Source organism: Bacillus sp. JJ1474, from assembly GCF_036965225.1.
Lineage (GTDB): Bacteria > Bacillota > Bacilli > Bacillales > Cytobacillaceae > Cytobacillus.
This window is the reverse complement of the sequence record NZ_JBALPC010000009.1, coordinates 1-13,323: the sequence shown is the minus strand read 5'-3', so window position 1 is coordinate 13,323 and position 13,323 is coordinate 1. Positions and strand designations below refer to the sequence as shown.

Below are 13,323 nucleotides of genomic sequence, written 5' to 3'. Positions count from 1 at the left end.
GACCCAAGCTGACGTGTGAAAAGTCCATCCAACCCCGTTGGACGGCCACTTTGCTCCAAGATGACGCATGAAAAGTCCATCCAGCCCAGTTGGACGGACACCTTGACCCAAGCTGACGTGTGAAAAGTCCATCCAGCCCCGCTGGACGGCCACTTTGATCCAAGTTGACACATGAAATGTCCATCCAACCCTTTCAGACGTACACTTTGACCCAAGCTGAGTCATGAAAAGTCCGTCCGAGATTTCTATGAACCAGTGCTACCGCTTTTCAAATTAGACACTTACACATAAATAAGTTAGAATTGTACAAAGAAAATATTAGCAATTTAAGGCTAATGAAGATATGTATTTTGGAGGTGCTTCCTAAGTTATGGCGAAAAAGAAAGAAATTATCGTCCCCCTCCTGCCGCTAAGGGGTCTGCTTGTTTATCCAACTATGGTCCTGCACTTAGATGTTGGCCGTGAAAAGTCGGTGCAAGCCCTTGAAAAAGCGATGGTAGATGACCATTTAATTTTCTTGTCTACGCAAAAAGAAATATCGATAGATGAACCCGCTGAAGAGGATTTATACCAAATTGGAACATTAACACGTGTCAAGCAAATGCTTAAACTTCCTAATGGGACAATCCGGGTTTTAGTAGAAGGGTTAAAAAGGGCGCAAATTCTTGAATTTAAGGATGACCCTAACCACTACGCAGTCAAAATAGAAGTATTCGAAGAGGAAACGACAAAGGATACAGAAGATCAAGCTCTAATGAGGACTATGCTGGATTACTTTGAACAATACATAAAGGTATCGAAAAAAGTATCAGCAGAAACGTATTCTGCTGTTTCGGATATTGAAGAGCCTGGGCGCATGGCAGATATCATCGCATCCCATTTACCTTTAAAGCTAAAGGAAAAGCAGGAAATATTAGAAACCTTTGATGTCAAAGACCGGATGAATCAAGTTATTGAAATCATTCATAATGAAAAAGAAGTATTAAATTTAGAAAAGAAAATTGGCCAGCGCGTAAAGAAATCAATGGAACGCACACAGAAGGAATATTATTTGCGCGAACAAATGAAGGCTATCCAGAAAGAGCTTGGAGATAAAGAAGGAAAGACAGGCGAGGTTGCCGACCTTACTGAAAAAATTGAAAAAGCCGGCATGCCAGAAAATGTTCAAGCAACCGCATTCAAGGAACTTGATCGTTATGAAAAAATCCCTTCAAGTTCTGCGGAAAGCGGCGTTATTCGAAATTATATTGAATGGCTAATTTCATTGCCATGGAGCAAGGCAACAGAAGATGATTTAAATATTCATAAAGCAGAACGCATCTTAAATAATGACCATTACGGTCTTGAAAAGGTGAAAGAACGTGTGCTGGAATACTTAGCTGTTCAAAAGCTGACGAATTCATTAAAAGGGCCAATACTTTGTCTAGCAGGACCCCCTGGAGTAGGGAAAACAAGCCTAGCACGTTCCATTGCTACATCACTCAACCGAAATTTTGTCCGTATTTCACTTGGCGGTGTTCGCGATGAATCTGAAATTCGGGGCCATCGAAGAACGTATGTAGGTGCTATGCCAGGCCGTATTATACAGGGAATGAAGAAAGCTGGAACGATTAATCCAGTATTTTTACTTGATGAAATTGATAAGATGTCAAGTGACTTCCGGGGAGATCCGTCTTCAGCTATGCTTGAAGTTTTAGACCCTGAACAAAATAATAATTTTAGTGATCATTACATTGAGGAAACATACGATCTTTCTAAAGTCATGTTTATCGCAACAGCGAATAATTTAGCGACTATACCTGGGCCGCTTAGAGACCGGATGGAGATTATTACAATTGCTGGCTATACAGAACTAGAGAAAAATCATATTGCAAAAGATCATCTTTTACCGAAACAAATAAAAGAGCATGGTCTTACAAAATCTCAGCTTCAAATCCGCGAGGACGGAATTCAGAAGGTCGTTCGGTATTACACAAGAGAAGCGGGTGTACGAGGACTTGAAAGACAGCTGGCAACGATATGCCGGAAAACAGCGAAAATTATTGTCTCAGGTGAAAAGAAAAAGGTTATTATTTCCGAAAAAAATGTGGAAGACTTCCTAGGAAAGCCGATTTTTCGATATGGGCAAGCTGAGCTTGAGGATCAAGTGGGTGTGGCAACAGGACTTGCTTATACAACTGTTGGCGGGGATACACTGCAAATTGAAGTATCACTTTCACCAGGAAAAGGCAAGCTTGTCCTCACAGGGAAGCTTGGGGATGTCATGAAGGAATCGGCTCAAGCGGCCTTTAGCTATGTCCGTTCTAAAGCAAGTGAATTAGGGATTGAAGAGGACTTTCACGAAAAGTATGATATTCACATTCACGTTCCGGAGGGAGCCGTCCCTAAGGATGGCCCATCTGCAGGTATTACGATTACAACTGCTTTAGTGTCTGCACTTTCTGGTAAGCGAATCCGCAAAGAAATTGGTATGACTGGGGAGATTACTTTGCGTGGGCGTGTCCTGCCAATAGGCGGCGTTAAAGAAAAAACACTTAGTGCTCATCGAGCGGGTCTAACGAAAATTATTCTTCCAAAGGACAATGAAAAGGATATTGATGATATACCTGAGAGTGTCCGAGACGAGTTGGAATTTGTTCTAGTCTCCCATGTAGATGAAGTGCTAATGCATGCATTGACTGGGGGTGCAGAAGCATGAAGGTAAATTCAGCAGATATCGTTATTAGTGCGGTAAAGCCTGACCAATATCCGGGTGAGGCTTTACCCGAGTTTGCTTTAGCAGGCAGGTCAAATGTTGGGAAATCTTCGTTTATTAACAAAATGTTAAATAGAAAAGCGTTAGCTAGAACCTCATCAAAGCCTGGGAAAACACAAACATTAAATTTTTTCCTGATTAATGAGATGTTACATTTTGTCGATGTACCTGGTTATGGCTACGCTAAAGTTTCTAAAAAAGAACGAGAAGCCTGGGGCAAAATGATTGAAACGTATTTAACATCAAGAGAGCAGCTAAAAGCTGTTGTGCAAATAGTTGATTTGCGTCATCCCCCAAGTCAGGATGATATCATGATGTATAATTTCCTAAAGCATTACGAAATCCCATGTGTCATTATCGCTACAAAGGCCGATAAAGTTCCGAAATCGAAATGGCAAAAGCATATAAAAATAACGAAAGAAACACTGGACCTCGATCCGAATGATCCTTTAATCCTTTTTTCGTCCGAAACTGGACAAGGGAAGGATGAAGCGTGGTCTGTGCTTCTAAGCTATATATAAGCTTCAATCCCGATGCAGAAATGCACCGGGATTTTTTTTGCTATAAGAATGAAATATATCAATCTTTATTATAGTAATAGAAAAAGTATTAATTTTTTAGTCTGCTAGAAGCAATCACGAAAACATTTAGCAGAAAATATGAATCTTAAAAGAATTCGTATCATATGTTTAGGTAATTAGAAAAAATTTGAGAGAAGAAGAAAGGGGACTTTCTAATAGTGAAGCATTTTGGAAAGGGATTACTTTTATTCATTTCTATTATTGTTCTTGCTGCCTGTGGGTCAAAGGAAGCAGAGAATGAGGGCTTTAAGCTTGTCGAGAAAGGAAAGTTTATTTATGCATCGTCAGGTGAATTTAACCCATTTAGTGTGACGAATGCGGATGGAACGATGAGCGGTTTTGACATTGAGGTAGGAGAAGCAGTAGCAAAAGAACTTGGGTTAGAGCCTGTACAGAAAAAGTTTAAGTTCGGAGGCATCGTTGAAGGGGTTAAATCTGGCCGCTTTGATGCGGCGGTTGCTAGTCATACAATCACGGAAGAGCGGTTAGAAGCCGTAAATTTCTCGATTCCATACTACTATTCTGGACCGCAAATCTATGTCCGTCCTGATAGTACAGTTGAAACAATTGACGATTTAAAAGGATTAGAAATTGCTGTAGCTAAAGGAACTACTTATGCAGATGTCGCACAGCCTGTAACAGATAATATTAAATTTTACGATAGCGATGTCGTGGCGCTTGAAGCATTAAGTAAAGGGAAGCATGATGCAGTCATCACTGATTTTATTACGGGCAAAGAGGCAATTGGTGCTGGAATGAATATTGTTGGAAAAGAATTGCTAGGAAAAAGTGAACAAGCAATAGCTGTTGCGAAAGAAAACGAGGAGCTTCTGAAAAAAATTAATGAAGCGTTGAAAAAATTACATGAAAACGGAACATTGACGGAAATCAGTAAAAAGTACATCGGTGAAGATATTACGAAAGACCCTGAGAAGGAATAAGCAAATAGAGGATGACTTAGTCATCCTCTATTTATTAATAAAAGTAAAGGAGGAAAGCCTATGGATTTATTCACAAAATTCATGGCAACATACCCCATTTTCTTAAAAGGAATGGTACTTACCTTCCAACTCACGATTATTTCCATTTTTATCGCAATATTTATCGGCCTTTTTTTTGCCTTTTTAAAAATTTCAAAGGTGAAGGTATTAGAATTAGTGGCGGATGCTTATATATTTCTCGTACGGGGAACGCCGCTCGTTGTGCAAATCTTTATTTTCTACTTTGGTTTAACCTCTATCAATATGCCAGACTTCTGGGCTGTTGTTCTTGGACTAGCCTTTCATAACGGTGCTTATATTGCTGAAATTTTCCGAGGGGCGATCCAGTCAGTCGATCATGGACAAATGGAGGCAGGACGTTCTCTTGGTATGACGGTTTCCTTAGCGATGAGAAGGATTATTCTTCCACAAGCCATTCGCAGGGCACTTCCGCCCCTAGGAAATCAATTTATTATTGCCCTAAAGGATTCCTCACTTGCATCATTTATTGGAATGTACGAGCTATTTAATGTAGCTACTACTCAAGGCTCAATTAAATACGACTATATGAGCTATTTACTCATTGTAGCTGTTTACTACTTAGTATTAGTTCTATTCTTCTCCATTATTGTCAGGTTAATCGAAAAAAGAATGGCTAGCAGCGATTAAGAAAGGAGTTATAATATGAGCGGTACGGTCATGATAAAAGTTGACATGCTAAATAAATCATTTGGAGATTTGCACGTATTAAAGGATATTAATATGACGGTTAAGCAAAGTGAAGTGGTTTGTTTAATAGGCGCGAGCGGCTCAGGGAAAAGCACACTTCTTCGATGCATCAATTTTTTGGAATTTAAGGATAGTGGGTTAGTCGTAATTAACGGCGAACAAATTGAAAAAGAAACACATGATCTCAATAAGGTCCGAGCACGAGTTGGGATGGTATTTCAGCATTTTAATTTATTCCCGCATAAAACAGTACTTGAAAACGTTATTGAGGCTCCCATTTATGTAAAAAAGCTATCTAAAGAGCAAGCTACGGCCGAAGGAAAGGCATTATTGAAAAAAGTAGGTCTTTCAGATAAGGAAAATGTGTACCCATCCAAGCTGTCTGGCGGACAAAAGCAGCGGGTAGCCATAGCAAGGGCATTAGCTATGAAACCTGAAATCATGCTATTTGATGAGCCTACATCTGCCTTAGATCCTGAGCTTGTTGGCGAGGTGCTTGCCACAATGAAGGAGCTGGCTGAAGAGGGAATGACAATGGTGGTCGTCACACACGAAATGGGCTTTGCTAGAGAGGTTGCTGATTGGGTCGTCTATATGCATGAAGGCCGTATTGTCGAAGTTGGTCATCCGAAGGACTTATTCTCTCATCCAAAGGAAACCCGTACAAAACACTTCTTAGATTCGGTTTTATAAACACGGAGGACAGGGAATAATAACCTTGTCCTCCTATTTCTTTTTAAAAAACAGAAAGTAAATACCCGCTAGAATAAAGATGGCTGGCCAAAACTTCCAGGCGGTTGTAACTCCGTTTTCCAATAAACCAAACCATAGAATAATCCGGTCGTAAAATAGGAGCAAGGAAGCAAGAACTAAAAATAAAATTCCTTGAAATAACCCGGTTCTAGTTTTTTGGTGCTGAAGTAAAAAGCCTAAAGCAATAATTAAAATGAATGTTCCGATATGATCCGGCCAAATTTCAAGACGATTCACGACATGGAAATGCAAGCCAAACCCTGTCAGGATGACACCTGGTAAGATGGCATGATAATCCTTCGCTCCATAGCCTTGAAATAAAAATGCGATCCCAATGATGATTAAAAGGCTAGGCCATGTAAAAAAAGGCTGAAAAAAAGTGATATTTGATTGTTGAAGAAAGAAGTATGCTCCAAAGCCAATTAGGATAATACCAGGAAATATTCTCTGATTTTTCATATTTACACCCTTCCAATAAGGTTCACTTGAATCTATATCCAATTTTTGATAATGTACATAAGGGAGTATTTTGTCGAAAAAATAAATAAACATAATTTGTGTACGATCTATTTGAATTCAATGAATATTTTACCATAGGAGTTCAAGATCTGTTCACATTTTCGCATAAATATGAAGGAAATAAGTGCTACAATTAGAATAGTTATTGTGCAATTAATTTGGGGGTGTCAATTTAAATGCATATAGTAGTTGTTGGTCTAAATTATAAAACGGCCCCTGTTGAAATTCGGGAAAGATTGACGTTTAACCCTTCTCAATTACCAGATGCTATGAAAACGTTAAAGGATAAAAAAAGCATCCTTGAGAATGTGATTGTGTCTACTTGTAATCGGACTGAAATCTATGCGGTTGTTGATCAGATTCACACAGGCCGTTACTATATTAAAGAATTTTTATCAGAGTGGTTTAAGATAGAGAAAGAAGAATTTTCTCCTTATTTGTTTATTTATGAGCAGGAAGGGGCTATCGAGCATTTATTCAATGTCTCCTGTGGGCTGAATTCCATGATTCTTGGAGAGACCCAAATTTTAGGACAGGTTCGGACAAGCTTTCTGCAGGCACAGGATGATCATACGATTGGAACTGTATTTAATCAATTATTTAAACAAGCTGTTACGTTAGCTAAACGGGCTCATTCTGAAACAGAAATCGGAGCTAATGCCGTTTCAGTTAGCTATGCTGCTGTAGAGTTGGCAAAAAAGATATTTGGTTCTTTAGAGAATAAGCATGTGCTTATTTTGGGAGCCGGTAAAATGGGCGAGCTTGCTATCCAAAATCTGCATGCAAACGGTGCAAGCAAGGTAACCGTTATCAATCGTACATTTGAAAAAGCGCAGGATATAGCAGTCCGTTATGCTGGCAAGGCGAAATCTCTTCAAGAGCTCCAATGCTCTTTAATTGAAGCGGACATTCTTATTAGTTCTACTGGAGCAAAGGGATTCGTTGTCACGAAGGAAATGATGACAGCTGTTGAAAAATTACGAAAAGGAAAACCATTATTCATGGTAGACATCGCTGTGCCACGTGATTTGGACCCTGCCCTCGCTGAATTAGATACTGTCTTCTTATATGATATAGATGACCTTGAAGGAATTGTTGAAGCAAATCTGCAGGAACGTAAGAAGGCAGCAGAAACCATTCAGCTCATGATTGAGCAGGAAATTATTGAATTTAAACAATGGCTGAATTTGCTTGGTGTCGTTCCCGTTATCTCTGCTTTAAGGGAAAAGGCATTAGCGATTCAGGCTGAAACAATGGAAAGTATTGAAAGAAAGATGCCGAATTTAAGTGATCGTGATAAAAAGGTACTGAATAAACATACAAAGAGTATTATTAATCAGCTGTTAAAGGATCCTATTTTACAGGCGAAGGAAATGGCCGGAGGTAAGGATGCTGAAAAGGCATTAGATTTATTTATGAAAATTTTCAATATAGAAGAACTTGTTTCTGAGCGGAAAATGACACAAACAGCCGAACCACAAAACTCTATCGCTCATATGTCACAGGCTTCCTTTCAATCGTAGGAGTACTTGAGTATGATCGATATTTATATGACACGGCTGCATGAAGCTACTGTCGTTCTGTATGCCTTGAGTGTCTTATTATACTTTATTGATTTCTTACATCATAACCGGAAGGCAAACCGAATTGCCTTCTGGTTACTTGCATTTGTTTGGCTTTTGCAAACGGTCTTTCTCTTTTTATATATGATGAAAACAGGCAGATTTCCCGTACTGACAATTTTTGAAGGATTATATTTTTATGCCTGGGTGCTCATTACTTTGTCATTAGCATTAAACCGTTTTCTTAGGGTAGACTTTATAGTCTTTTTTACAAATGTAATTGGATTTATCATTATGGCCATTCACACATTTGCCCCTATTCAGTATGAATCAAATGTGATGGCTCAAAAGCTCATTTCTGAATTACTATTTATACACATTACTGTTGCGATTTTGTCATATGGGGCATTTTCCTTGTCTTTTGTATTTTCCGTATTATATTTAATTCAGTATGATCTGTTGAAAAGAAAGAAATGGGGCCCAAGGCTATTAAGGGTTGCAGATTTATCGAAGCTGGACAAAACCTCATATGTATTAAATGTAATTGGAGTTCCCATGTTGATGATAAGCTTAATCCTGGGTATTCAGTGGGCCTATATTAAGGTACCAGATATGATTTGGTACGATTCTAAAGTGGTCGGTTCTTTTGTAGTTATCGCTGCATACAGTATTTATCTTTATTTAAAAGTAGGCAAAGGGCTTGCCGGGAAGCAATTAGCATTATGGAATATTGCATCCTTTCTAATTGTCTTAATTAACTTCTTTCTATTCGGTTCATTATCATCTTTCCATTTCTGGTATTCGTAAATTAGGAGGCTGTCATGAGAAAAATTATCGTAGGATCTCGCAGAAGTAAACTTGCATTAACACAAACAAATTGGGTAATCGATCAATTGAAGGCGATTGATCCATCCTTTGATTTCGAAGTGAAGGAAATTGTTACAAAAGGCGACCGCATATTAGATGTGACGCTTTCTAAGGTCGGCGGTAAGGGCTTGTTTGTGAAAGAAATCGAGCAGGCCATGCTGGATAAAGAAATTGATATGGCTGTCCACAGTATGAAGGATATGCCGGCAGTTCTGCCTGAAGGGCTAATAATCGGCAGTATTCCTGAAAGAGAAGATCACCGGGATGCGCTTATTTCAAAAGACCATGTACGTTTCTCAGATCTTAAACCTGGGGCTGTAATTGGAACGAGCAGTTTACGCAGAGGGGCACAGCTTCTTGCACGCCGTCCGGATTTAGAAATTAAATGGATTAGAGGAAATATTGATACTAGACTTGCCAAGCTAGAAACAGATGAATACGATGCGATTATTCTCGCTGCCGCGGGTTTAAAGAGACTAGGTTGGGCAAGTGATGTCGTGACAGAATTGTTAGACCCAGATATTTGTTTGCCTGCTATTGGGCAAGGGGCACTTTCTATCGAATGCCGCAGTGATGATGAAGAACTTCGCGGTTTATTAGATAAATTTACATGCAAGAAAACAGATGCAACCGTTCGAGCAGAGAGAGCATTCCTTCACAAAATGGAGGGAGGCTGCCAGGTGCCAATCGCTGGCTTTGCAGAGCTTAATGGAGAAGAAATTGTGCTAACCTGCCTAGTCGGCTCTCCTGATGGAAAAGTGATCTATACAGAACAAGTGAAAGGCTTAGACCCTGAGGAGGTCGGAGTTGAAGCGGCTAATCTCTTAATTAATCAGGGAGCTAAAGATTTAATCGATCAGGTGAAAGAGGAGCTGGATCGCGAATGACCGGTGGAGGCGAGGGCATAGCCCTTCCTTTTAAGGGAATGTCGGTTCTCGTTCCTAGAGGGAAGGAGCAGGCGAAAACCTTTTCAAGTTTAGTTAAAGGTTATGGAGGAATTCCTGTTGAAATCCCTCTTATCGCCTTTAAGCCTGTAGATATTTCTGATGAGATTATGAAGATTCTTCATCAGTTACATACGTATGATTGGATTGTTTTTACGAGCAATGTCACGGTTGAGACCTTTCTTTCTTTTATCGACTCTCCTGAAAAAATGAAGTTGCCCAAAATCGCAGCCATTGGAAAAAAAACAGAAGCCTGCCTGCTGCACGCGGGAATAAAGGTGGATTTTATCCCAAGGGAGTATGTTGCGGAAGGGTTTGTTAAGGATTTCTTGCCGCTTGTGAAGGCGGGGATGAACATTTTAATCCCTAAAGGGAAACTTGCTAGAAATATTATTTATACGGCCTTAACGGAAAAGGGCGCAAATGTTGACGAGATTATCATGTATGACACTTTCTTTCCTGATGAAAGCAGAGTGAAAATAGTAGAGGCATTTTCGGACGGAATAATAGATATCCTTGCCTTTACAAGTCCCTCAACTGTTGATCATTTTATGAGAGTGATGAAGGAAAGCCAGCTTTTTCATCGGCTAGAAAATAGTATAATTAGCTGTATTGGCCCGATTACAAAGGATAGAATTATATCATACGGACTAAATGTCCACTGTGAGCCGGCAATCTATACAACTGATCATATGCTAGAAAGTATTATTGAATATTTAAATATGAAAAAGTAATTTTTCAAAAATAGGAGTGAGCCTAATGGATATCCAATTTACGAGACATAGAAGACTTCGCCAAAGTCCAAACATGAGAGCTTTAGTCCGTGAAAACCATTTAAGTACTGATGATTTAATTTATCCGATTTTTGTTGCTGAAGGACAGGATATTAAAAGAGAAATTTCCTCTATGCCTGGAATTTATAATTTATCATTAGATCATCTTGAAGAAGAAATGAATGAGGTTGTATCATTAGGAATTAAATCCGTCCTCCTTTTCGGGATTCCCATTGAAAAAGATGAATGCGGCAACCAAGCGTATCATGATCATGGGATTGTTCAAGAAGCCACTAGATTTATTAAGGATAAGTTCCCGGATGTCATTGTTATTGCCGATACTTGTCTTTGTGAGTACACAAGCCATGGGCATTGCGGTGTGATTGAGAATGGACAAGTATTAAATGATCCTTCACTTGACCTATTAGTACAAACGGCTGTCAGTCAGGCAAAAGCAGGTGCCGATATAATTGCTCCATCTAATATGATGGATGGATTTGTCGCTGCAATTCGTGCAGGCTTGGATGAAGCTGGCTTTGAAAATATACCTATTATGTCTTATGCCGTTAAATATGCTTCAGCCTTCTATGGTCCGTTCCGTGATGCAGCTGACAGTACACCTCAGTTTGGCGATCGTAAAGCTTACCAAATGGATCCGGCAAACCGTATGGAAGCTTTACGTGAAGCAGAATCTGATTTAATGGAAGGCGCCGATTTTATCATTGTGAAGCCTGGAATGCCGTATCTCGATATCGTCCGAGATGTGAAAAATAATATTAATCTTCCACTCGTTATTTATAATGTGAGCGGGGAATATTCCATGGTGAAAGCAGCCTCACAAAATGGCTGGATTGATGAAGAGCGAATTGTCATGGAAATGCTAGTTGGAATGAAGCGTGCCGGCTGTGATTTAATTATTACGTATCACGCTAAAGACGCGGCTAGATGGCTGCGGAACCAGTAGTTGTAAAACCTGATGAGCTGGCTTAATAAAGCCCTTCAGTGCAGGAAAAAGGTCAGAAGGGCGTTAAGAGGGCTTTTAAACGCCATTTAGTGCAGGAAAACAGGTCAGAAGGGCGTTAAAAGTGCTTTTAAACACCCTTGAGTGCAGGAAAATAGGTTAGAAGGTCGTTAAAAGTGCTTTTAAACGCCCTTCAGCACTGAAAATCAGTTCAGATGGTAGTTAAAGTGACTTTATAACGTCTTTCAGTGCCAGAAAACGTTCTGAAGGTAGTTAAAGAGGCTTTATAACGCCCTTCAGTGCCAGAAAACAGATCTGAAGGTAGTTAAAGAGGCTTTATAACCCCCTTCAGTGCCAGAAAACAGGTCAGAAGGTAGTTAAAGGGATTTAATAACGCCTTTCAGCATTGAAAAATAGTTCAGAAGGTAATTAAAGGGACTTTAAAACACCCTTCAGCCTTAAAAGTTATACTTAAACCGTCTTTAGAAAAACATTAAAACGAGAAGAGGGATTAAATGCGCTCTTACGAAAAATCTATTCAAGCTTTTAAAGAAGCAAGCAGATTGATGCCTGGTGGGGTTAACTCACCTGTGCGTGCCTTCAAATCAGTTAAAATGGATCCGATTTTTATGGAAAGAGGAAAGGGTTCCAAAATTTATGATATCGATGGCAATGAATATATTGACTATGTTTTATCATGGGGGCCTTTAATTCTAGGGCATTCGAATGATCGTGTTGTTGAGGCAATAAAGAAGGTAGCTGAAATGGGAACTAGCTTCGGTGCACCAACCGTTCAAGAAAATGATCTGGCCAAGCTTGTTCAGGAGAGAGTACCTTCTATTGAAGTCGTACGTATGGTCTCCTCTGGTACAGAAGCAACAATGAGTGCTTTAAGGCTCGCACGAGGCTATACGGGCCGAAACAAAATTTTGAAATTTGAAGGCTGCTATCACGGACATGGCGATTCCTTGCTTATTAAAGCAGGATCTGGAGTCGCTACACTTGGACTTCCAGATAGCCCAGGTGTACCAGAAAGTGTAGCCAAAAATACGATTACTGTTCCTTATAACGATTTAGAAAGTGTTAAATACGCTTTTGAACAATTTGGAGAAGATATTGCCTGTATTATCGCCGAGCCTGTAGCTGGGAACATGGGAGTTGTTCCGCCTCTTCCTGGCTTCCTAGAGGGTTTAAGAGAAATTACATCTCAATATGGCGCACTTTTAATCTTTGACGAGGTTATGACAGGCTTCCGTGTTGATTACAATTGTGCTCAAGGCTATTACAATGTTACTCCAGATATCACTTGTTTAGGCAAAGTAATCGGCGGGGGACTTCCTGTTGGCGCATATGGCGGAAAGGCTGAAATTATGGAGCAAATTGCACCAAGCGGTCCTATTTATCAGGCAGGAACCTTGTCTGGAAATCCATTAGCCATGACGGCTGGCTATGAAACATTGAGTCAGCTTACTCCAGATTCATATAAAGAATTCCAGCGTAAAGGGGATTTATTAGAAGCTGGTATAAAAGCTGCAGCAGAAAAATATGAAATCCCTCATACTTTCAATCGTGCTGGCTCGATGATTGGTTTCTTCTTTACAAATGAAGATGTCATTAACTACGATAAAGCCAAATCCTCGAACCTGGATTATTTTGCATCCTATTATCGGGAAATGGCTAATCAAGGAGTATTCCTTCCTCCTTCCCAATTTGAAGGTCTCTTCTTATCCACTGAACATAGTGATGAAGATATCGAAAAAACACTCCAAGCAGCAGAAATTGCATTTTCAAAGCTCAAAGGATAAAGTGAAACTTCAATCAGTGGGGGCATTATCCCACTGATTGTTAGTTGCGGCCCACAGGATGTGGGTCACACAGACGTTGCCACAGGACGTGGCG

At 39.8% G+C, this 13,323-nt stretch carries 12 protein-coding genes; 11 read left to right on the top strand and 1 reads right to left on the bottom strand.

What is annotated here, in order from left to right:
* Window positions 1–370: 370 nt before the first annotated feature.
* The 5 genes from lon to V7164_RS01635 all read left to right on the top strand — a co-directional run bounded on the left by lon (window position 371) and on the right by V7164_RS01635 (window position 5,738).
* Window positions 371–2,698 (top strand): endopeptidase La, encoded by a 2,328-nt coding sequence (gene lon / locus V7164_RS01655; protein WP_335344286.1) that lies wholly within the window; start codon window positions 371–373, stop codon window positions 2,696–2,698.
* Window positions 2,695–3,276 carry a ribosome biogenesis GTP-binding protein YihA/YsxC gene (gene yihA, locus V7164_RS01650; protein ID WP_335344287.1) on the top strand — a complete coding sequence of 194 codons (582 nt, stop codon included), beginning with the start codon at window positions 2,695–2,697 and terminating at the stop codon, window positions 3,274–3,276. The genes lon and yihA overlap by 4 nt, the downstream gene beginning before the upstream one ends.
* 218 nt (window positions 3,277–3,494) lie before the next feature.
* Window positions 3,495–4,277 carry a transporter substrate-binding domain-containing protein gene (locus V7164_RS01645; RefSeq protein WP_335344288.1) on the top strand — a complete coding sequence of 261 codons (783 nt, stop codon included), beginning with the start codon at window positions 3,495–3,497 and terminating at the stop codon, window positions 4,275–4,277.
* 60 nt (window positions 4,278–4,337) lie between these two features.
* On the top strand, window positions 4,338–4,985 hold the full coding sequence (locus V7164_RS01640; RefSeq protein WP_335344289.1) for an amino acid ABC transporter permease: 648 nt from the start codon (window positions 4,338–4,340) through the stop codon (window positions 4,983–4,985).
* Between the two features lie 15 nt (window positions 4,986–5,000).
* Entirely contained in the window at window positions 5,001–5,738 is a 738-nt protein-coding gene (locus V7164_RS01635; RefSeq protein WP_335344290.1) for an amino acid ABC transporter ATP-binding protein, read from the top strand.
* 33 nt (window positions 5,739–5,771) lie between these two features.
* Here V7164_RS01635 and V7164_RS01630 read toward each other — a convergent pair whose 3' ends face one another.
* Window positions 5,772–6,257, bottom strand: a complete 486-nt coding sequence (locus tag V7164_RS01630; RefSeq protein ID WP_335344291.1) for a LiaI-LiaF-like domain-containing protein — start codon at window positions 6,255–6,257, stop codon at window positions 5,772–5,774.
* Window positions 6,258–6,493: 236 nt separating this feature from the next.
* Here V7164_RS01630 and hemA point away from each other — a divergent pair, with 236 nt between their 5' ends.
* The 6 genes from hemA (at window position 6,494) to hemL (ending at window position 13,229) form a co-directional block, all read left to right on the top strand.
* Complete coding sequence (gene hemA / locus V7164_RS01625) at window positions 6,494–7,840, top strand: glutamyl-tRNA reductase (RefSeq protein WP_335353299.1); 1,347 nt, start codon at window positions 6,494–6,496, stop codon at window positions 7,838–7,840.
* A 12-nt stretch (window positions 7,841–7,852) separates the two neighbouring features.
* On the top strand, window positions 7,853–8,686 hold the full coding sequence (locus V7164_RS01620; protein WP_335344293.1) for a cytochrome c biogenesis protein: 834 nt from the start codon (window positions 7,853–7,855) through the stop codon (window positions 8,684–8,686).
* Window positions 8,687–8,700: 14 nt separating this feature from the next.
* On the top strand, window positions 8,701–9,633 hold the full coding sequence (gene hemC, locus V7164_RS01615) for a hydroxymethylbilane synthase (RefSeq protein ID WP_335353298.1): 933 nt from the start codon (window positions 8,701–8,703) through the stop codon (window positions 9,631–9,633).
* On the top strand, window positions 9,630–10,424 hold the full coding sequence (locus tag V7164_RS01610) for a uroporphyrinogen-III synthase (RefSeq protein ID WP_335353297.1): 795 nt from the start codon (window positions 9,630–9,632) through the stop codon (window positions 10,422–10,424). Before hemC ends, V7164_RS01610 begins: the two co-directional genes overlap by 4 nt.
* A gap of 25 nt (window positions 10,425–10,449) precedes the next feature.
* A complete protein-coding gene (gene hemB, locus V7164_RS01605; protein ID WP_335347004.1) occupies window positions 10,450–11,427 on the top strand; it encodes a porphobilinogen synthase in 978 nt (325 codons plus the stop codon).
* A gap of 512 nt (window positions 11,428–11,939) precedes the next feature.
* Entirely contained in the window at window positions 11,940–13,229 is a 1,290-nt protein-coding gene (hemL, locus tag V7164_RS01600) for a glutamate-1-semialdehyde 2,1-aminomutase (RefSeq protein ID WP_335347003.1), read from the top strand.
* Window positions 13,230–13,323 lie beyond the last annotated feature (94 nt).

Coding starts and splice junctions, on each gene's coding strand:
- hemA (WP_335353299.1), top strand. CDS start 6,494: ATGCATATAGTAGTTGTTGGTCTAAATTATAAAACGGCCCCTGTTGAA.
- hemL (WP_335347003.1), top strand. CDS start 11,940: ATGCGCTCTTACGAAAAATCTATTCAAGCTTTTAAAGAAGCAAGCAGA.
- V7164_RS01610 (WP_335353297.1), top strand. CDS start 9,630: ATGACCGGTGGAGGCGAGGGCATAGCCCTTCCTTTTAAGGGAATGTCG.
- hemB (WP_335347004.1), top strand. CDS start 10,450: ATGGATATCCAATTTACGAGACATAGAAGACTTCGCCAAAGTCCAAAC.
- lon (WP_335344286.1), top strand. CDS start 371: ATGGCGAAAAAGAAAGAAATTATCGTCCCCCTCCTGCCGCTAAGGGGT.
- yihA (WP_335344287.1), top strand. CDS start 2,695: ATGAAGGTAAATTCAGCAGATATCGTTATTAGTGCGGTAAAGCCTGAC.
- V7164_RS01640 (WP_335344289.1), top strand. CDS start 4,338: ATGGATTTATTCACAAAATTCATGGCAACATACCCCATTTTCTTAAAA.
- hemC (WP_335353298.1), top strand. CDS start 8,701: ATGAGAAAAATTATCGTAGGATCTCGCAGAAGTAAACTTGCATTAACA.
- V7164_RS01630 (WP_335344291.1), bottom strand. CDS start 6,257: ATGAAAAATCAGAGAATATTTCCTGGTATTATCCTAATTGGCTTTGGA.
- V7164_RS01635 (WP_335344290.1), top strand. CDS start 5,001: ATGAGCGGTACGGTCATGATAAAAGTTGACATGCTAAATAAATCATTT.
- V7164_RS01620 (WP_335344293.1), top strand. CDS start 7,853: ATGATCGATATTTATATGACACGGCTGCATGAAGCTACTGTCGTTCTG.